Here is a 19,913-nt window from a genome sequence, read left to right as displayed (position 1 = left end):
AAGGTGGTTCCGACCGTCTGCTTGAACGCCGCGTTGCCGAAGGTGGCTCTGACCGTCTGCTCGAACGTCGCGTTGCCGAAGGTGGTTCCGATCGCCTGCTCGAACGCCGTGTCGCCGAAGGTGGCTCCGATCGTCTGCTCGAACGCCGTGTCGCCGAAGGTGGCTCCGATCGTCTGCTCGAACGTCGTGTCGCCGAAGGTGGTTCCGATCGTCTGCTCGAACGCCGCGTTGCCGAAGGTGGTTCCGATCGTCTGATCCAGAATCGTGCATGAGTTGCTTCGCTGCGGTACCCAGCCAAAAGCCCGGCCTTGTCAGCCGGGCTTTTTCTTTGGGCGAGATACTGAATTTTCAGCCTTGCGAAGCCCGCGCCATGCAGCGCTGGCGGCGCTCGTCGACGCGCCTGGCGAACCAGGCGGTGGTCAGGCTGCGGGTGATCTTCGGGCTTTCCAGGGTGATGCCCGGCAGGACCGCCCGCGGCAGTGGCTTGCCGGCATTTTTCTCCGCCAGGGCGAAGACCTTCGCATAGACCTCGGTGCCTTCGAACGCCAGGCTGTCGCCCTGCTCCAGCTGGCTGCGAATGCTCGGATTGCGCAGGCCCAACTGTTTGCCGAGCGAGCGTACCGCCAGCTCCGTGGCGCCGGGCAGTAGTGCGCCGTGGTTGATCAGGTCGCCGTCGAGCGCCAGCCTGATCCCCGAGGCACGACTGAGCGCACTCTGGAACGCGGCATTGCGGCTGGCATACCGGCCGGCATTGAAATCGGCGAAGCGGTAGATCGATTCGGGGTAACTGACCGGGTAATCGAGCAAATGCACGATGCCGAAGTAAATGCCACCGCGCCGACTGAACACTTCATGACGGATAGAACCTTCGACGGTATAGGGATAACCCCGTGCCTGCTTTTCGGCAAAGGCGATACTGACCTGCATGGGACCGGCCGTGTGCACCGGATTGAAACCACCGAACAAGGTCCGTCCCAGCGGCACCCGGCCGATAAAGTCATCGAAGATCAGGCTGAGGTCCTTTTCCGTCCGGGCACTGTTCAACCGCTCGCTGTAGCTCTTGCCCGTGGACGAACTCAACTGCAAGGCGGCGCTGACCAGCAGGCTGGGCACATGGATCTTGGCCGCCCGGCGGTCGATCTCCTGCCGGGCGATCCTGCCCATGCCCGGTACCGGCGGATCGACCTGGAAATTCGACTCCTGCTCGGTCACCGCCAGCACCGAACAGAGGTTCTCGGTGGTCGGCGCCAGGCCCCGGCTGGTGAAGGCGACCTGGATATCGGCGGCCCAGTCGGCACGGTCCGCGATCTTCGCCGGCAACAGCCGGAGGATATCCGCCCGCACTTGCGCCGGGCTGCTTGGCACGGGCTCCTGCGCAGACCGGGAACCACAACCGGCGAGCAACAGCAGGACGGCGATCAGGGAGAGTCGTATGATTGGCATGGGTTCCCGGGAAATGGATGACGCATTGCTGTGCGAATGCCTGTGCGAATAATTGTCTACTATCGACACCGCGAAGTGACCGGCTGTTCCAGCCGCCAGAACACCTTGCGCCGATTACCCGCCTGGATGCAACGCTTGCCACCTCACTGACCACAGGCCGATTGAATGGACCGTTTTCATGCCATGCGCACCTTTGTGCGAGTGGTCGATAGCCAGGGCTTTTCCCGCGCAGCACAGGCCCTGTCGTTGCCACGCTCCTCCGTGACCAGCCTGGTCAAGCAACTGGAGGCGCACCTGGGGTTTGCCCTGCTGCAACGCACGACACGCAGCTTGAGCCTGACCGACCGGGGCGAACAGTACTACCGGCACTGCATGCAATGGCTCGCCCAGCTGGATGCATTCGAGGAGCAGTTGCGCGACACCGGTGCCGCCCCCCGCGGACGCGTGCGTATCGATATGACCGCAGCCCTGGCCAGGGCCCTGGTATGGCCACGACTCAAGGGCTTTCAGCAGCGTTTCCCGGAAATCGAGCTGATCCTCAGTTTGAGCGACAAACCCATCGACATGGTCGGTGAAGGCGTCGACTGCGTGATACGCAGCGGGCAACTGCCCGACTCGAGCCTGATCGCCAAGCCCCTCGGCGCCCTGCAATGGATCACCTGCGCGGCCACGACCTACCTCGACGGCCATGGCATACCACAGGTGCCCGAGGACCTGTCGCAGCACCGGATCATCAACTACCAGGCGGCACTGACCGGACGACCGAGAGCCTGGCAGTTTCAACAGGAGCAGCAGACCCGCTCGGTGGACTTCGCCGGGCAGCTGTGCGTGAACGACACCGAAGCCTACCTGCATTGCGCACTGGAAGGCCTCGGCCTGGTCCAACTGAGCGAATTCCTCGCCCGCCCCTACCTGCAAAGCGGACGCTTACGCGAGGTGCTCGCGGCGTTCAGAACCCCACCGGTACCGGTCTCCGTGCTTTTTGCCCAGGGCCGGAACCTGCCCCAGGCGACCCGGGTGTTTATCGCCTGGCTGGAGGAACAGGTCGAACGCACCCCTTTGTTCATTCAAACCTGAAGACCGTCCAGGCGTGGCAGCAAAGAGCGGCGGACAAAATCCTCGTAACGCACGGTGCCCGTGGTTTTGCTGCTACGCGGCTGGCGTGCGCGAATCAGGCCGCCGTTAATGGCTACGACCACTTCACACATCAAACCGATAATGCTGTCCGAGGCGCCGGCAGCCAACAGCCCGTCAACGAAAGCCTGCTCGCTGATCTGGCGGAACTCCAGGTCGGGACGCCCTATCACCTGACCGATCCGCCGGGTGGCTTCGCCCAGGCAAAGATCCTCATGGCCTTGCAGTTCCAGGGCCTGCTGTCCGCTGAAGTCCAGCCGCAGCAACTGCTCGACGGCCGCCTCGACGATATCGTCAATGGCCACCAGCGGCATCCGCACCTCGGGATCGAACGGACTGAGCACCACCTTTTCGGCCAGGATCGAATCGGCGAAGGACAAGGTGTTCTCCATGAAATAGCCCGCTCGCAGGTTCAGCACATTCAGGCCTGAATGTGCTGCCAGGCGCCGCTCCAGGACGTGCAGCCCGGCCACCGGACCATTGCCTGAGGGCAGGTCGGCGCCCCAACTGCTCAGGACCACCGCATGGGTCACCGGGGACTGCAGCAGCGCCGCCGAGAGTGCACGGGTGACGCTGTCCTGGAAAGCCCGGAAGTCCGGGCTGTCGATAACGTAGTTAGGCTGCAGCATGATCCAGGCCGCCTTCGCGCCCTGAAAGGCCCGGGCCAGTGCCAACGCATCCGTGGGCTCGGCCACGCTGGCTTCGGCACCGAGGTCGACAAACCCTTGCAGGCGCTCGGCACTGCGACCGATCACCCGCACGGGCTGGCCCGCCGCCAGCAGACGGCGGGCGATCTGGCTACCTGTACGGCTGGTTGCTCCGGTGATGACATACATGACTTGACCCTCTGAGTAATGAGGGGCACAGCCTAACGCCACCAGGCCTGTCGATTGTTCGCCTGCCGTGAACACACAAACCGGGCAACGGCGATGCAACGTCAACGCGATTCAGATTCCGTCGCGGGCGATGTCCATCGCGAAGTAAGTCAGGATGATATCTGCGCCCGCGCGCTTGATCGCTCCGAGGCTTTCGCGAACCACGCGATGTTCGTCGATGGCCCCGGCCAGGGCGCCGAACTTGATCATCGCGTACTCGCCACTGACCTGATACGCCGCCAGCGGCAGGCGCGAGGCTTCGCGGACATCGCGGATGATGTCGAGGTAGGCCCCGGCCGGCTTGACCATCAGCGCATCGGCGCCTTCCTGTTCGTCCAGCAGTGACTCACGCACCGCTTCGCGACGGTTCATCGGGTTCATCTGGTAGGCCTTGCGATCGCCCTTGAGCGCTGTGCCGCCGGCTTCGCGAAACGGCCCGTAGAGCGCCGAGGCGAACTTGGTCGAGTACGCCATGATCGAGGTGTCGATAAAGCCGGCGGCATCCAGGGCGCTACGAATCGCCCGGACCTGGCCGTCCATGGCCGCGGACGGCGAGATGAAATCCGCCCCCGCCTGCGCCGCCACCACCGCCTGGCGCCCGAGGTTTTCCAGGGTTGCATCGTTGTCGACCGCATCGCCGTGCATCACGCCGCAATGGCCGTGTGAGGTGTACTCGCAGAAACAGGTATCGGACATCACCACCATTTCCGGAGCCGTGTCCTTGCAGATCCGCGCCATGCGCGCCACCAGGCCCTGCTCGTTCCAGGTATCGCTGCCGGTTGCGTCCAGATGATGGGACACGCCGAACGTCATCACCGACTTGATCCCGGCCCGGGCGTAGCGCTCGATCTCGCTCGCCAGCTTCTTCTCCGGAATGCGCATCACCCCGGGCATGCTGGTGATGGGCACGAAATCGTCGATGCCCTCCTCGACGAAAATCGGCAGGACCAGATCGTTGAGGCTGAACTCGGTTTCCTGGAACAGGCCGCGCAGGCTTTCGTTTCGGCGCAGTCGACGCAGACGCGTGGTCGGAAATAGCTGGGACATCGTGTTTCCTGAGGCAGACGGTTTCAGAAGCCGCCGAGCTTAGGGCAGTACCCCACCGTTTTACATGGGCAGATCGAAAAATCTCTGTTGCGCAGGCTGTAACAGTGCGCCGACCAGCAAACACAAGGGTTATCCCCTAAAACCCGGTAAAACCAGGACCAGCCGGTCATATTTCGTCCATTTGGCCCTTTTCCAATGTTGTAGGAAATTGCCGATTTGCAATATGTAGTGCTTGAAAATATTCACTACAAAATGATTGACGCCCGCTTTGCACACTTGCATGATGGACCTGCCTCCCCGATCGGGAGCGCTGCAAAAGCTGTTGTTACAACAGGCTCGACAAGCCGTCGAGCTGTTCCGGATCTGTACTGCCCACAAGGCAGATTGATGAAGCTGACCTGTCGTGATCGCCTCAACGGGCGAGAAACACCGGCCTAACGTCCTCAAAATGCTTGTGGCTGACTTCGTTACTGTCGTCGGCGCCGTTCAAGGATTGCGCTGCTGTTTCTTCTCGTTGGAACGTTGCCGTTGAAACCCCGTGTAGCAGGGTTTCACCCGCGCTACACGATCACACCAGGGCTGGCGCCATGCTTCACGGACACCACTGTCCGCGCAGGGCACCGCAGCAATTCGCCGTCTTGGCAACGATGCACACGTAAACCAGACAGATTAACGAGTGGTCAAAGGGGCTTTAACATGAATCTGAACAATCAACCGACTATCGATGAACTGGCTCGACTGTTCGCATCGCGCAAGGACAGCCACGACGACCATATCCTCTGGATCAACCAGGCCGGGGATGTCCGGCTCGACGCCCGCTCGCCCTACACCGATGAGCGCGCCTTCACCCAGGCCCGGCCCGAGCTGTTCGCCTGCCTCAGGATGTACCGTCGCGGCCAGGGCTACGTCGGCAAGAAAGCCGCAGCGGACAAGGACTTCATGGGCCGTGTCCTGCAAGCACTGAACGCCGAATGGGCTTCCCACCTGGCCCTGGCGAAGAGCGCCTGACAGCTCGCTGCCAGCGAGCAGCGCACTGGATGAATCACACAGAACCCGGCGATTGCCGGGTTCTGTGTTTCTGCCAGTCCGTCCCGGTCCTCGACCGCGCACCACTGCCTTGGAAAATCCAGGAGCCTGCTGGATTTGTCCAAGTTCCGCCGCCCCTGCTCCTCCAGACTTGAGTCATGGCCAGCAAGCCTTCGCCAATGAAGACGGCCCGATTTCCACGAGGAGAAAGACCATGAGCGATTATGTATTCGCCCCCCACGCCATCCCATCCCTGGCCGTCGAAGGCGAGTCGGCACGTTTTCCGATCCGCCGGGTGTTCTGTGTCGGCCGCAACTACTCCGAACATACCCGGGAAATGGGCCATGATCCCGACCGCGAACCGCCGTTCTTTTTCATGAAGCCCGCCGATGCGGTGGTGCCTGCCACCGGCGTGATCGCCTACCCGCCCCTGACCCGGGAACTGCACCACGAAATCGAACTGGTGGTGGCTATCGGCGAGGGCGGCACGGCGATCGACCCGGCCAACGCACTCGCCCATGTCTGGGGCTACGGCGTTGGCCTCGACCTGACCCGCCGGGACATCCAGACCGAAGCCAAGAAACTCGGCCGGCCCTGGGACTGGGGCAAGGGCTTCGACCAGTCGGCCCCCTGCACCGCCTTGCGCCGGGCCTCGACACTGGGCCATCCGGACAGCGGTGCCATCTGGCTGAAGGTCAATGATGTCGAGCGCCAGCGCGGCGACCTGGCGGACCAGATCTGGTCGGTCCGCGACGTGATCAGCCATGTGTCGCATTCGGTCGAGCTGCAGGCCGGCGACCTGATCTTCACCGGCACGCCGGCGGGCATCGGCGCACTGGTGGCGGGCGACCGGATCAGCGCGGGGATCGAGGGTATCGCCAGCTTCGAGTTGACCATCGGCCAGCGCTGATTGGCGGCCCGCGCGTCGCCGGCGCAATCATCCAGGCCGTCGGCGATGCCACCCCTGATCACAACAGCAGGAGCAAGTCCAAGTAAAAGCAGCGCTATCTGGCTGATACGTGTTTACGAAGCTCGTCAGCGAAAAAGCTAACCGCCGCGGAGAACTCGCCCGTGCTCTGCCTGAGCTCGATGGTGACGTTACCCAATGGAGGCAGTGAGCCGCTGTCAGTATCCAGGATCTGCCAGGTTGGTTGAATCAACGGAGCCGAGGTGGCGGCAATCGCCAAACTGCTGTCGACAGCCAGCCGTACCCCTGTCACACCTGTGCATTCGAACACGATCTCATAATCGAGTTGACACCCACTGAGCGCAGAAAGGATCTGACGCCGGTATCCGCAACCATGCGGATACAACGCAAGGGGAATAGGCGCAGTGAGATCGACTTGCAGGCCGGCAGCACCGACCCACTGCAATTGGTCGCTGCGGAGAATCTCACCCTTTCCGTCCGCACTTCGCTGGGTTACCAGCGCCAGATCCAACTCATCATTCTCCAAGGCCGTGAAGAGATTCTGACTAATGTCATTGCGAATCTTGAGGTTCACCCGGGGGTAACGCTGCGTGAACTGCTGCAAGACAGGCGGCAGAAAGGCACTGGCGTAGTCATCGGGAATGCCAAAGCGCACGGTGCCAGCGACCTCTCCTTTGACGAAGAAATCCATCGCTTCGTCGCTCAGCGCCAGCATCTTGCGAGCGTACTGGAGCATCCGCTCACCGTGACTCGTGAGTTCGGCCGTCTGGTGACCTCGATTGATCAACCGCTCACCGACGAGCTCTTCAAGCTTCTTCAGCTGAATACTGACGGCGGCTTGGGTTTTGTGAAGTCGCTGTGAAGCCACCGAGATGTTTTTGCATTCAGCAATGGTCTTGAAGCTATACAGCAATGCAAGGTCGAGATGACGCACTGAATCTTCCTCGCGCAGGGCGGCACAGAGATCACAGCAGTCAATATTGCGAAAGCTGTGAATTGTATTAGGCAAGCAAAAAACGGGCTCTGTCAAACGACCTTGCACTTCGCAGGGAGCCATCAGCAGCCAGCCACCTCAGTTTAAATAGTTTTTATACCAGGCATATTTTTTATTAAGTATCCATCGAGCGCAGCGCTGGATAAATTGACTTCGTCATCTGTCACGTGAGCTTTCTTCTCGTCAGTGACTATTGAATAGCCATGGCTGAGTGCATTGGAGAAGAATAATGAAAGCCGAGTTTGACTATGTGATCGCAGGCGCCGGTTCTGCGGGCTGCGTGCTCGCACGTCGACTTTCCGATGCGGGATTTCAGGTATTGTTATTGGAAACGGGTCCTTCCGATAAATCGTGGATCATTCGAATGCCAGCGGGGCTTCGCTCTGCATTCAAACCCACTTCAAAGTACAACTGGTGGTATTACACCGAAGAGCAGATTCATCTCAACAACCGGCGAATCCAGCAACCACGCGGGCGTGCACTAGGCGGGTCGTCGTCGATCAACGGAATGACATGGCTACGTGGTCATCCGATGGACTATGACCGATGGGAAGCTGAAGGAGCGACCGGCTGGAGCTGGGCTGAGTGCGCCCCGTATTTCAAAAAGAGCGAGTCGAGCAAAATCAGCGATCCATATAGAGGACATAACGGCCCTATTCGGGCACAACGTCAGGAAAAACTCAGCCCTCTCAACGCAGCGTTCCTAGAAGCAGGCCAACAGGCTGGATTCGCTCTTACAGATGATGTAAATGGATATCGCCAGGAAGGCGTTTCCAGGTTTGAAATGAGTGTGCGCGACGGCATTCGCAACAGCGCCGCATATGGCTACATACACGCCATGGGTGAGCATCCAAACTTAACCATTTGGCTCGGGTGCGAAGTGCAAAAGGTCAATTTTGAAGGCAGGAGAGCAACTGGCTTTCGAGTCGCTTACAAAAACCGCGTGTTTGATCTTCATGCTCGCCGCGAAACCATTCTTTCTTGTGGCGTGTTCGGTTCGGCGCAACTACTGATGCTTTCCGGTGTTGGCCCGACAGATCATCTACGCGAGCATGGTATCGCCACGAAGGTCGATCTGCCGGGTGTCGGCGAGAATCTCCAGGATCATCTGGAGTGTCACATCCAGATCGAGACCAAAGAACCGGTGTCGCTGAACCGTGAACTGCAATATCACCGCATGCTGTGGGCGGGTATTCAGTGGTTCAGTTGCAAGAAGGGGGTCGCCTCGGTCAATCAGTGCCATGTCGGGGCGTTCTTGAACAGTACGCCAACCACGCCTCATCCGGATATTCAATTCCACTTCTTCCCGGTTTTCTTCGACAAGGACTGGATTCCACTCAGCACCACATACGGCTATCGTATCGGTGTCGGCCCAATGCGCCCCAGCAGCCGCGGTACCGTCAAGCTGCGCAGTGCCAAGGTATCTGATCCACTGCGTATCGATCCGAACTACCTGGCGACTGAAGAAGATTGGCAAGTCATGCGCGAAGCCATGCGATTGGGTATCGAATTCGCAGAGCAGCCGGCATTAAAACGCTACAACTTCCGAGAGGACACTCCCGGCCGGAACATTCGCTCGGGCAAGGCCCTGGACGACTTCATTCGTGAGGATGCAGCAAGCGCTTACCACCCTTGCGGCACCTGCAAAATGGGCAGCGAGAAAGACGCCATGGCTGTCGTCGACAGCCAGTTGCGCGTCATCGGGATCGAGAGCCTTCGGATCATTGATGCGTCGGTATTCCCGACGGTGCCCAGCGCAAATATCAACGCGGCGACCATCATGCTGGCAGAAAAGGCCAGCGACCTGCTTCTGGGTAAACCAGGTTTGAAACCCGAGGCGCTGCCATACCACAGCAACCTTGTCGTTGCGGCCAGTAAAAAAGCATCTGCATAAGCGAGAGCCCGTCAGTCCATAAAGGAATCAAGAATGAGCAAAATTGTTCAGCGTCAGGCTACCTCTGACGAAAAAGCACAGTGTCTGGGCTGGGAGCTTTGGGAGAGTGGCGAAGTTGATCAGTTCGTGTACCGCTATGATCAGGATGTGCAATTTGTCGTGCAGGACGGCAAGGCGATCATTTATAGCCAGTTCAACGAGCCCGTTCCAATTGGGCCGGGCTGTCACGTAACCATCAGAAAAGGAGTGGACGGAGTCTGGGAGATCAGCTCACCTATCGTAAACAGATACAAATATCTCTGATTTTCTTGTTCGCCTGGAACACTCTGAGAAATTTAGTCATGCGGACAACCTCAGCGCACATGCAAACCTCGATAAAACAGATTTCAGACTATCCAATATAAAATCCCGGAAATTGCTTAATCATCAATCTGCCAAACCTCACATCAAAAAAATCGAAGGTGCCCGATGATCACTGCATTCTTTTTGAAAAATAAAATACTCCACTGGATTGCCAGTATCTCATTTTTAACTTTTGCCAATTTTGCTCAAGCCGCGGAGCCGAAGCCATTGGTTATAGGATGGGTTAACTGGGCAGATGCGGAAATCACAACAAAACTCGCCAAGCTCGCACTTGAAGACAACCTTAAACAACCAGTAAAACTAATAATGGCTGACATTGGCATTCAGTTTCAGGCGCTGTCCGTTGGCAAAGTTGATATGATCCCAATGGCTTGGCTAACGTACAGCCATAAGCCTTTCTGGGAAAAATATCAAGGCAAGCTGGAAGATCTGGGCGTGATTTATGAAGGGCGTCTGGGGCTGGCAGTTCCTACCAGCATCCCTGAAAGCGAAGTATCCAGCATCGAAGACCTGAACAAGCCTGAGGTCAAGGAAAAACTGGACGGAAAGATACTGACTTCCGAAGTTGGGAATGGCCAATACAAAACAGCAACACGGGCGATTGCCGAATACAAGCTTGACGGTTACAAACTGGTGGCCTCATCCGAAACGGGCATGCTCAACGAGTTTGACCGCAACCTCAAGCACAACCAGTGGGCTCTTCTCAACGCCTGGAGCCCTCACTGGATGTTCTCAACCTGGTCGTTACGCTACCTGAATGATCCCAAAGAGGTGTATGGCAAGGCAGAACAGATCCACGCAGTAGGTCGAAAAGGCTTCACTAACGACTTTCCTCAGGCGGCCAACTTCTTTGCTCATTACACGATCCCCCTGAAAGATCTTGAAAGCATGATGAAGCAGGCCCGGAAGACTTCGGCAGATCAAGTCGTTGCGGACTACTACGCCGCGCACAAAGAGACCTTTTCAGCCATGTTCCAAGGTCTGTCGAACACAACCGCGCAGCAACCCTGAAGGATCGAGGGCATCGCCAGCTTCGAGTTGACCATCGGCCAGCGCTGATCGGTGACCGGGATGTCGTCATTACCCTAGAATGGCGATATCCCGTTTCAGTCATCAAGGACCGTGTCGATGCCGAGCCCTTCCCGTGTGCGCACCTATGGCATGCAGCAACGCAGCGACCGCCCGGACTTCTATATCCGCGACAAGCAGGCCCGCCCGGCCATCGTCACCCCGCACCGGCATGACTACTTCCAGATCCAGATCAACCTCGGCGGCGATACCGTGCAGCACATCGGTGGTGCCATCCGGCCTTATCCGCACCAGGCGCTGGCTTTCATCCTGCCCCATCGCCTGCACCTGATCCCGCACCCGGAAGACGGCAACTTTGTCCTGATCAATTTTTCCCAGGCGTTTTTCCTGCCTCACCTGGACTGCGATCCGCTGGACCTGGAAGACCTTTCAATCCACGACCTGCCGGAGCTGTCGCCGTTCCAGCATCAGGAACACCTGGACTTCATCCTCGCCGATCATGACTTCGCCGAAGTCCTCGACCTGCTGGAAAAAATGCGCGAACTGGACAAGGGGCGCGACCTCGGCACCCGCCAGGCCCTCAAGGGCTGCCTGCTGCAACTGACCGGCAAGGTCTGCAGCCTGTATGCCGAGGAACTGCTCGCCCTGTCGGCGAACAAGGCCGCCCGACGCGGTCGGCGCGATGCCCTGGCGCGGGTCACCCGCTATCTGCGCGAACATATCGCCGACCCGGCGCTGAACCTCAAGGACACCGCCGAAGCAGCCTTTCTGTCACCCAACTACCTGACTCACCTGCTGCGCAAGGAAACCGGCAACACCTTTTCGGAACTGGTCCTGGAACGCCGCATGCACCTGGCACGCACCCACCTGCTCAACAGCGAGCGACCGGTGAGCCAGATTGCCCAACTGTGTGGATTCGCCGACGAGGCTTACTTCTCACGCCGCTTCAAGGCCACCCAGGGCCTGCCGCCGGGTCAGTTCCGCCGCCGGCAAGAACCCTGAATCAGGCTCTACATTCAACCTGCACCACGCCATCCGCCGTCGTCGCGCAGGCAATCCTGAGAGGCATGAAGGCTTCGATCACGCGGATATTGCTGTGCAGATGCTCGGTCATACCCGGCGTGGTAAAACTCCCGCCGCCCGCCAATGCCATGGGCAACAGCAATTGATCGGCCAGGTGCTCGCCTACTGCGGCACCGCTGCTCAACCAGTGCCTGGTAGCGTTGGCCGCCACATCGGCGACGGCCTCGGCACGCAGGTTGACTTGTCCGAATGCGCTGAACACCTCGGTTACCTGCTCACAACGGTACTCCAGCAAAAGCACGTTGCCGGGACTTGCAGCCGAATCGAGCCGCTCCGTAAGGCATGACTCGCGAGGAATATCCAGGCGCCGGCCAATCCTCGACAGTTCGCGCTCGGCGACCGATTCATTAATCCCCCCGATCAATACCCGAGCTTCGCTTCCAAGCACGGCGCCGCGCTCGTTCAGTTCCATCACCTGCAATATCGAGGGCTGGATAAAAGCTTCCAGCTCTCCGCCACCGGCCGGTACAAAACCATGACGCAGGAGCTGCAGCTCGACCTTCGCCCCCATTCGCCGCAATAGCGGCAACCAAGCACGCTCGAGAAACTCGAACGGCGGCGCCAACGGGTTATGGGTGCCGCCGCTGATCAGCACACGGCTCGGCTCCGGCGCCTGGAGCAACGCTGGCAACAGCGTCTGCAGTACCAGCGTGCAGCTCCCGGCGGTACCGATGGCGAAGCGGAAGTCGCCGCCACGAATCGGTCCTGGTTCGAAATACAGGTTTTGCGAACCGAGTTGCGCGCCTTCCATCTGCGCCCCGCAGACCTCGGCCGAGGCCAGCACCGCCGTCAGGTGCTGGCGCAGCAAGCCGGGCCGACTGCGCCGCCCGCGAATATTGGTGATCCGCAGCGCCCGCCCCGTCACCATCGACAGGCTGAGCCCACTGCGCAACACCTGGCCGCCGCCCATCGTGCCGTCCAGTTCGATCACTTCCCTTTCCATACCCTTCCTTCATGCATAAGTGTGGACCATCGCCCTCAGGTAGTGGTCCAGACGTCCACCGTCTTCGCTCGTACGCGGCAATACCGGTACCGGACGTTCCAGTTGCGCCTCGATGAAGCCATGCAGCGCCGGGCGCCGCGGACCATAAGCCGCTTCATCAGCAATGCGCTTGAGCCGCAACAGGTCGTCGACCTCCGCCAGCAACAGGGGGTCGTCGACCGTCTGAAGCAGGGTTTCGAATGTCATCGGCGGCCGTCCCAGCCCCATGTCGATCCAGCGCACCGCCAGTAGCGGGCGCAGCACGTAGAAGTACTTCTTGAAACGCACCGTGTCGCCCTGCAGGTAGCCGCGAAAGTTCTTCTTGGCCATCGACAGGTAATGATTACGTGCCGCCGGAGGACTGTAGAACGCCTCTGCCAACTCCCGTAGCGAAGCGGTCGCGGATGCTTCGCAGCGATACACCAGCGGCGAGTCGAGCCATTCGAGCAAGGTCGGGTTCGACTTGCGCAATAATCCGAGGGTCTTGCGCAGTTCCCAGCCGCTGATATCCAGCTCGTCGTCCAGGGGGCGCTCGATCACATCCCGCGCGTCGCTGACCTGGACAAACCAGTCCGGCTTTTCCACATAGACAAAACGCACATCGTAATCGCTATTCGTCGACGCAAAGCCCCAGGCACGACTACCCGACTCACAGGCATACAGCACCTTCACATTGCGCTCGCGCTCTATCCGCGCGAGTTCTTCCAACACCCGGGCGCGCATGACGCTGTCCAGCGGGTGACGATCCGAGCATTCCATTTTCTTTCCTTTCAATCCGTGGCGCTGGCCACCAATGCACTCACTGTACGACGCTCAGGACTCCAGACGGTCAGGCACCAGATCCCCCACCACTCCAGACCCGCGTCAAAGTAGTCACTCCAGGGCACGCGGTCGGCAGGGCTGTCGACGCTTGCCTGTAGATCCGCAAGACAGCCATCGACCCAGTTCAACACCACGATATCGTCCTGTTCGCAGAATCCAAGCAGGTCCATCCACTCTTGAAAGAGTGCTTGAGCATGCTCCTCGCCGCCGGAAAATCTTGTGCCGTATGGAGGATCACAAAAGGCCTGGTACAGACCGCGCCCCTCCTCCTCCACGGGCCCTCCCCGCACCAGACTTCGTACCCATCGCTTCTCCAGCTGCACCGCCTTTGCTTGATCGAGGTCCCAGGTCACGATCGGTATCGCACGATCCCTATGCTGCGGCTGCCGAATCAGTTGCTGATGCCACGCCATGGCCACCGTCATGATTTGCTCATGCAGCAACCTCAATGCCTGTCGATGCAACGATTCATCCGGTGACACTCCCGGCGCTACCTCCGACACCACAAACTCGAATACACAACCAGCCTCATTCATTCGCTCGCGCAACGCGGCACTTCTTTGCGGCTGCGCGACACTCAGCCCGAACGCATGCTCAGTCATCGTCCTACCCCTTTACACACACCACTTGCCGCAAGGTGTGCAGCACTTGCACCAGCTCACGCTGGGCGTGCATGACTTGATCGATATCCTTGTAGGCCATCGGGATTTCGTCGATCACCGCGGCGTCCTTGCGGCACTCCACATGGGCTGTCGCGCGGATCTGGTCCTCGACGGTGAACAATTGCTTGGCCCTGGTACGGCTCATGGTCCGGCCAGCGCCATGGCTGCAGGAGCAGAACGACTCCTCGTTGCCCAACCCTCGGACAATGAAACTCTTGGCGCCCATGGAACCGGGAATGATCCCCAGTTCGCCCTTCTTCGCCGATACCGCGCCCTTGCGGGTCACCAGGACTTCCTCGCCGAAATGCCGTTCCTTCTGCACATAGTTGTGATGACAGTTCACCGCCTCCAGCGCCACGTCGAACGGCTTGCGGATCACCTGGCGTGTCGCTGCGATCACTGCCTGCATCATCACCGCACGGTTCTGGCGGGCAAAATCCTGGGCCCAGCCGACCGCCTGGACGTAATCGTCGAAGTGCTGGCTACCCTCTTCGAAGTACGCCAGATCCCGATCCGGCAGGTTGGCGATGTGCTCGCGCATATCGGCCCGGGCCAGCTCGATGAACAGGTTGCCGATGGCGTTGCCGACACCCCGCGAACCGCTGTGCAACATGAACCAGACGCGGTTTGCTTCATCCAGGCAAACCTCGATGAAGTGGTTGCCCGAACCCAGGGTCCCCAGGTGGTTGCGGTGGTTGGTCCTTTCCAGCTTCGGGTACTTGTCGGTGATCGCCTTGAATCGTGACTCCAGCGCCGACCACGCCAGATCGGCCGGAGTCGGGACATTGTCCCAGGCGCCTTTGTCCCGACCAGCGCGAGTACTGCTGCGGCCATGGGGCACTGCCCGTTCGATAGCGGTGCGCAGCCCCTGCAGGTTGTCAGGCAGGTCGCTGGCGGTCAGCGAGGTGCACGCGGCGATCATGCCGCAGCCGATATCCACGCCGACCGCCGCCGGGATGATGGCGCCCACCGTGGGAATCACGCTGCCAATGGTCGAGCCCTTGCCCAGGTGTACGTCCGGCATCACCGCCATGTGCTTGAAGATGAACGGCATCTTCGCCGTGTTCATCAGTTGCTCACGAGCCTCGGGCTCGACCGGCACGCCCTGGGTCCAGAGTTTGATCGGTTTGCCGTTGGCGACTTCGAGCAAGGTGTAGGTCTGGTCTTGCATATTCTTCATTTCCTGATGGCCGAGATCACGGCCCTGTCCTGATTGAGCGGCGACAAGTACCTGGCTGCTTGCGCCTTGCCGTCTTGCCCGCTGACAGGCTTATTGCAGGCAGGATGCCAATTTTCATCAATCTCGCAAAAACACTAATAACTAATTGTTTTATATATGTTTTTTTATTTTATACACCTTTTTATGGCATCTTATCCGTGACGACAATGCTAATTTTTTCTATCATCAGATATCGTCTTTTATCCTTGAGTATAAGATGCCCAGCAAGTGCTGCGTCACCATCGGCTTTATCGGCTCCAACCTCGACCGGGTCGGCAAGGGCGCCAACCGCTGGAGCCACTGGCGGCCGAGCGTCGGCTTGTGTCAGCAGCCGGACTTGCTGGTGCACCGCCTGGAACTGATCCACGGTAGCGATGCCCGGGACGTGAGCCTGGCCGAACGGGTCAGCGCCGATATCCGCCAGGTGTCACCAGAAACCGAAGTGCGCCTGCATCCCATGACGTTGCGCAACCCCTGGGATTTCGAGGAGGTGTACGCCGCGTTGCACGATTTCACCACCGGCTACCGCTTCGATACCGAGCATGAGGACTACCTCGTGCATATCACTACCGGCACCCATGTCGCGCAGATCTGCTGGTTCCTGCTCACCGAAGCCCGCTACCTGCCCGCGCGACTGGTTCAGACCGCCCCGGCACGGCGCCTGGACATCGAAGGGCAAGCCATCGGCACCCACACGCTGATCGACCTCGACCTGTCGCGCTATGATCGGATCGCCACGCGTTTCAGCCACAAGCGCCTCGAAGGCCTGGCTTTCCTCAAATCCGGGATCGCCACCCGCAACGCCGCCTTCAACCGCACCATCGAGCAAATCGAGCGGGTGGCCGTGCGCTCCCGCGCGCCAATGCTGCTGATCGGCCCAACCGGCGCCGGCAAGTCCTTTCTTGCCCGACGCATTTATGAGCTCAAGCGCAACCGACACCAGGTCCGAGGACGATTTGTCGAGGTCAACTGCGCCACCTTGCGCGGCGACGGCGCCATGTCGGCGCTGTTCGGCCATATCAAGGGCGCGTTCACCGGCGCACAGAACAGTCGTGAAGGCCTCTTGCGTGCAGCCGACGGCGGCCTGTTGTTTCTCGACGAAATCGGCGAACTGGGCCTGGACGAACAGGCGATGCTGCTCAAGGCCGTCGAGGAGAAACGCTTCTTTCCCCTCGGTTCCGACAAGGAAGTCGACAGCGACTTCCTGATCATTGCCGGCACCCACCGCGACCTGCGCAGCCGGGTTGCCGAGGGCCTGTTTCGCGAAGACCTGTACGCCCGCATCAACCTCTGGACCTTCGACCTGCCGGGCCTTGCCGAGCGGCGTGAAGACATCGAGCCGAACCTGGATTTCGAACTGGAACGCCACGCCCGGGAACAGGGTCATTTTGCCCGCTTCAACGTTGAAGCCCGACGTCGCTACCTGACATTCGCCTGCTCCGGCGAAGCCAGCTGGCTGGGCAACTTCCGCGAGCTGTCGGCCTCGATTACCCGGATGGCGACACTGGCCGACAGCGGTCGTATCGATGAAACCCAGGTCACGGAAGAAATCGAACGCCTGCGCCGCGCCTGGGGCCTGGCCGAACCCCAGGATGCCCTGGATCGCCTGCTCGGCGAGAGCGCCGGTGAAGTCGACCTGTTCGATCGCCTGCAGCTCAATGCCGTGATCGAGGTCTGCCGCCGCGCCAGCAGTCTGTCGAATGCCGGGCGCCAGCTGTTCAATGCCTCTCGCCAGGCCAAGGCCAATCCGAACGACGCCGACCGCCTGCGCAAATACCTGGCGCGATTCGGCCTGGACTGGAAGCAACTGAACAGCGCCGACTGAGTTTATTTCGGCCCACCTGTAACAAAACATGATCCCGCCCCTCCACAGGCAAAACCCCGTGCAATCACGGGGACCGGCGCTCGCGCGTCGGTTCAAAAAAGAGCCGGGTGAGGTGGCGAGTTGATCAATACACGATTTTCCTGCGTGGGCTGCGGCAAGTGCTGCAATGACCATTACGTTCCGTTGACCCTCGACGAATCCCGCCAGTGGGCAACGGATGGCGGCACGGTGATCGTGCTGCTGGAGGCATTCCTGGAAAGCGGTCACGGCATTGCCGAGGAACAGTTCGAGCACGCCCACCGCCGTTCCGTGCTGGTTGCCAGCGGAACGACCCGGGCCTGGCTGGCAGTGACGTTCGCAGCGTACAACAACGGGCCGTGTCGCCACCTCGATGCCGACAATCGCTGCGGCATCTACGAACGACGACCACTGGTCTGCCGCATCTATCCGGCGGAGATCAACCCGCATATCAGCTTGCGCACCGACCGCAAGGACTGCCCGCCCGAGTCCTGGGAACAGGGCCCGGAACTGATCGCCGGCGGAAAACCGGTGGACCGGGAACTGGCCAGACTGATCGAGCGTTCGCGCCAGGCCGATCGCGAGGATATCGTGGCGAAGGCGGCGATCTGTGTCCGCCTCGGCATCGCGACCACTGCCCTCAAGGGCAACGGCTTCGCCACCTATCTGCCCGATATGGGCGCTTTCCTGGAAGCCATCGAAGAGGTGGCAGCGCAGCGGCCCGAGCGTCACCCACAACAGTCTTGGGCTTTTCAGCTGGCGGATGAAGACAGCACCCGGGCATTGCTCGCCCAAGGTGCCTCGATCACTTCATCGGGTGCAGGCCACTATCGTTTTATACCCTTGCAGCCTGTCGATTGAAGGGCTCGGCCCAGTACTGATCGGGTGAAAAGCGGCCTTCCCGGCCAAAACACCGGGCAATGACGTTTTTTCAGCGTCTACAGGCCGCTTTCTGCATCGTCCTCGCGGGATCCGTCTACGATTCTGTAAGAACGGTCGCGATGGACTGTGCCCGTGTCAAAAGAACCGCCTGAAAACCGCATGAGAGAGCCACCCATGAAAACTGTCGCAGAACTGTTGAAACAAAAGGAGAGCAAGCACCAGGAGGTCCACACGATCCGCCAGGATCACACGGTGTTCGAGGCCTTGATCAGGATGGCCGAGAAAAACGTCGGGGCCTTGCCGGTGGTCAACGAGAGCGGTGAGGTGGTGGGTATCGTCAGCGAGCGCGACTACGCGCGCAAGGTGATCCTGCACGGGCTCAGTTCGGTCGCCACCAAGGTCAGCCAGATCATGAATACGCCGGTCGTCACCGTGGACTCCCACCAGAATGTCGAGACCTGCATGGGGATCATGACCGACAGGCATCTGCGCCATCTGCCCGTGGTCGAGGGCGGCAAGCTGATCGGCTTGCTGTCCATCGGCGACCTGGTCAAGGAAGCCATTGCCGAACAGGCCGACCTGATTCGCCAGCTGGAGCAGTATATCCGCGGCGAATAGTCCCTCCGTGGCACCTCTCCCGCCCCAATCCCCTGCAAAAGTGTTTCCGGATAAGGCAAAACGTCCCGGAAACATTGGGGATTGGCGGACTTCCAAATTTTTCACAACGCTTTCACTTCGCTCCCACCTGCGCCTCCGTAAATTGCCATCGTCGTCACCAACATCCGCTGGAGTTGCATGACGGCGATTGTCACTTTCCGGGCGAGTCTGCACAGACGCCCTTTCTGAATGGCTAGATCAGTCAATGGGTGAATGTGTGGTTATCCCTGATGCTCTTCAACCGGTGTTGCCGCGCCCCCTCAAGCCCCGCTTCAAGTCCATGTTCCTGGCGGTCGGGGTAGCGGTCATGGCCTTGGTCATGACCGGCTTCGCCCTGTGGCCCAAATCGCCCCTGGACCTGGCGGTCAAGAATCATATGAACAGTGCCGGTGTCTACGCTCACTGGAAAGCCGGCGACGTGATCGTGCTGGTGCGCCATGCCGAGCGCTGCGATCGTTCGAGCAATCCGTGCCTGGGTCCCGAGGATGGCATCACTCGCTTGGGCAGCCACGCCGCGGCCGGTGTGGGCCAGGCCTTCCAGATCGTCGGCATGGGCAATACCGATGTGCTGAGCAGTCCGACCACCCGAACCGCCCAGACCGCACAGGCGATGTTCGGTAAAACCGCGATCACCGCCGACTGGCTGCTCAGCTGCGGTCCGGCCCTGGGCGAGGAGGCTCTGGCACACAAGGCGGCCCATCGCAACCTGGTGCTGGTGACCCATAGCGGCTGTATCGATGACCTGGAAAAAGAACTGGGTTACCGGCACGCGGTGAAAAGTGAATACACCAGTTCGGTCCTTGTTTCCGTAGGTGCCGACGGCCAGTTGAACATGCTTGGAATCATGAATGCCGAAGATTGGCAAACCGTTCTCGGCAAAAAAATATGAGTGGCATGTAATAAGCACTTTGCACTTTTAAACATCAGGACAATGGAAGATGTCGTTATTTGAATGCATTCTGCTTTGACAACTTTGTTCGAAGCGCCACTCACCGTCGGAACCTGATCCACCGTACTCGTCACGGTCGCC

At 59.8% G+C, this 19,913-nt stretch carries 19 protein-coding genes and 1 pseudogene; 12 read left to right on the top strand and 8 right to left on the bottom strand.

The window, feature by feature from the left end; genetic code table 11:
- Positions 1-272 (top strand): annotated as a pseudogene (locus HX881_RS32895) (phage infection protein); the annotation flags it as partial.
- 76 nt (positions 273-348) lie between these two features.
- Here the strand turns inward: HX881_RS32895 and HX881_RS28845 are convergent.
- Positions 349-1,443: a DUF1615 domain-containing protein gene (locus HX881_RS28845; protein WP_177087926.1), complete on the bottom strand. Its 1,095-nt coding sequence runs from the start codon at positions 1,441-1,443 to the stop codon at positions 349-351.
- Positions 1,444-1,608: 165 nt separating this feature from the next.
- On the opposite strand from HX881_RS28845, the gene HX881_RS28840 reads away from it, so the two are divergent.
- A complete protein-coding gene (locus HX881_RS28840) occupies positions 1,609-2,520 on the top strand; it encodes a LysR family transcriptional regulator (RefSeq protein WP_177087924.1) in 912 nt (303 codons plus the stop codon).
- On the opposite strand, the gene HX881_RS28835 is transcribed toward HX881_RS28840, so the two are convergent.
- Together HX881_RS28835 and hemB are read right to left on the bottom strand one after the other, a co-directional pair.
- Positions 2,511-3,413 carry an NAD(P)H-binding protein gene (locus tag HX881_RS28835; protein ID WP_177087922.1) on the bottom strand — a complete coding sequence of 301 codons (903 nt, stop codon included), beginning with the start codon at positions 3,411-3,413 and terminating at the stop codon, positions 2,511-2,513. The genes HX881_RS28840 and HX881_RS28835 overlap by 10 nt on opposite strands.
- 111 nt (positions 3,414-3,524) lie before the next feature.
- Positions 3,525-4,499: a porphobilinogen synthase gene (gene hemB / locus HX881_RS28830; RefSeq protein ID WP_017125264.1), complete on the bottom strand. Its 975-nt coding sequence runs from the start codon at positions 4,497-4,499 to the stop codon at positions 3,525-3,527.
- A gap of 696 nt (positions 4,500-5,195) precedes the next feature.
- Between hemB and HX881_RS28825 the strand changes: the two genes are divergently transcribed.
- Both HX881_RS28825 and HX881_RS28820 read left to right on the top strand, forming a co-directional pair.
- Positions 5,196-5,507 carry a hypothetical protein gene (locus HX881_RS28825; RefSeq protein ID WP_017125263.1) on the top strand — a complete coding sequence of 104 codons (312 nt, stop codon included), beginning with the start codon at positions 5,196-5,198 and terminating at the stop codon, positions 5,505-5,507.
- Positions 5,508-5,739: 232 nt separating this feature from the next.
- Positions 5,740-6,435, top strand: coding sequence for a fumarylacetoacetate hydrolase family protein (locus HX881_RS28820; protein ID WP_177087920.1), 696 nt, complete (start codon positions 5,740-5,742; stop codon positions 6,433-6,435).
- Between the two features lie 94 nt (positions 6,436-6,529).
- Here the strand turns inward: HX881_RS28820 and HX881_RS28815 are convergent, their stop codons facing one another.
- Positions 6,530-7,387, bottom strand: a complete 858-nt coding sequence (locus tag HX881_RS28815; protein ID WP_177087918.1) for a LysR substrate-binding domain-containing protein — start codon at positions 7,385-7,387, stop codon at positions 6,530-6,532.
- A gap of 289 nt (positions 7,388-7,676) precedes the next feature.
- Here HX881_RS28815 and HX881_RS28810 point away from each other — a divergent pair, with 289 nt between their 5' ends.
- From HX881_RS28810 to HX881_RS28795, 4 genes are all read left to right on the top strand, one after another.
- Positions 7,677-9,341, top strand: coding sequence for a choline dehydrogenase (locus HX881_RS28810; RefSeq protein ID WP_177087917.1), 1,665 nt, complete (start codon positions 7,677-7,679; stop codon positions 9,339-9,341).
- 33 nt (positions 9,342-9,374) lie between these two features.
- On the top strand, positions 9,375-9,644 hold the full coding sequence (locus HX881_RS28805) for a cupin domain-containing protein (RefSeq protein ID WP_177055515.1): 270 nt from the start codon (positions 9,375-9,377) through the stop codon (positions 9,642-9,644).
- A gap of 165 nt (positions 9,645-9,809) precedes the next feature.
- A complete protein-coding gene (locus HX881_RS28800; protein WP_177087915.1) occupies positions 9,810-10,715 on the top strand; it encodes a glycine betaine ABC transporter substrate-binding protein in 906 nt (301 codons plus the stop codon).
- Between the two features lie 117 nt (positions 10,716-10,832).
- Positions 10,833-11,735: a helix-turn-helix transcriptional regulator gene (locus HX881_RS28795; RefSeq protein ID WP_177087913.1), complete on the top strand. Its 903-nt coding sequence runs from the start codon at positions 10,833-10,835 to the stop codon at positions 11,733-11,735.
- Between the two features lies 1 nt (position 11,736).
- On the opposite strand, the gene rtcA is transcribed toward HX881_RS28795, so the two are convergent.
- The 4 genes from rtcA to HX881_RS28775 are packed head-to-tail and all read right to left on the bottom strand — an operon-like array spanning position 11,737 to position 15,453.
- Positions 11,737-12,759 carry an RNA 3'-terminal phosphate cyclase gene (gene rtcA, locus HX881_RS28790; RefSeq protein WP_177087911.1) on the bottom strand — a complete coding sequence of 341 codons (1,023 nt, stop codon included), beginning with the start codon at positions 12,757-12,759 and terminating at the stop codon, positions 11,737-11,739.
- Between the two features lie 9 nt (positions 12,760-12,768).
- Positions 12,769-13,557, bottom strand: coding sequence for a nucleotidyltransferase domain-containing protein (locus tag HX881_RS28785; protein WP_177087909.1), 789 nt, complete (start codon positions 13,555-13,557; stop codon positions 12,769-12,771).
- A gap of 11 nt (positions 13,558-13,568) precedes the next feature.
- Positions 13,569-14,222, bottom strand: a complete 654-nt coding sequence (locus HX881_RS28780) for a hypothetical protein (protein WP_177087907.1) — start codon at positions 14,220-14,222, stop codon at positions 13,569-13,571.
- 4 nt (positions 14,223-14,226) lie between these two features.
- The gene (locus HX881_RS28775) at positions 14,227-15,453 is read right to left on the bottom strand and encodes an RtcB family protein (RefSeq protein WP_042935036.1); all 1,227 of its coding nucleotides are present in this window, start codon (positions 15,451-15,453) and stop codon (positions 14,227-14,229) included.
- A gap of 265 nt (positions 15,454-15,718) precedes the next feature.
- On the opposite strand from HX881_RS28775, the gene rtcR reads away from it, so the two are divergent.
- The 4 genes from rtcR (at position 15,719) to pmrG (ending at position 19,772) form a co-directional block, all read left to right on the top strand.
- Positions 15,719-17,326 (top strand): RNA repair transcriptional activator RtcR, encoded by a 1,608-nt coding sequence (rtcR, locus tag HX881_RS28770; protein ID WP_017125256.1) that lies wholly within the window; start codon positions 15,719-15,721, stop codon positions 17,324-17,326.
- 123 nt (positions 17,327-17,449) lie between these two features.
- Complete coding sequence (locus HX881_RS28765; RefSeq protein WP_177088116.1) at positions 17,450-18,205, top strand: YkgJ family cysteine cluster protein; 756 nt, start codon at positions 17,450-17,452, stop codon at positions 18,203-18,205.
- A gap of 195 nt (positions 18,206-18,400) precedes the next feature.
- Entirely contained in the window at positions 18,401-18,844 is a 444-nt protein-coding gene (locus HX881_RS28760; protein WP_017125254.1) for a CBS domain-containing protein, read from the top strand.
- Between the two features lie 256 nt (positions 18,845-19,100).
- Positions 19,101-19,772, top strand: coding sequence for a lipopolysaccharide core heptose(II)-phosphate phosphatase PmrG (pmrG, locus tag HX881_RS28755; protein WP_244861744.1), 672 nt, complete (start codon positions 19,101-19,103; stop codon positions 19,770-19,772).
- The last annotated feature ends 141 nt before the right edge of the window (positions 19,773-19,913 follow it).

Source organism: Pseudomonas gingeri, from assembly GCF_013386115.1.
In the GTDB taxonomy this organism is placed as follows: domain Bacteria; phylum Pseudomonadota; class Gammaproteobacteria; order Pseudomonadales; family Pseudomonadaceae; genus Aquipseudomonas; species Aquipseudomonas gingeri.
Note: the sequence above shows the minus strand (reverse complement) of the source record. Positions and strands in the feature narration are given on the sequence as shown.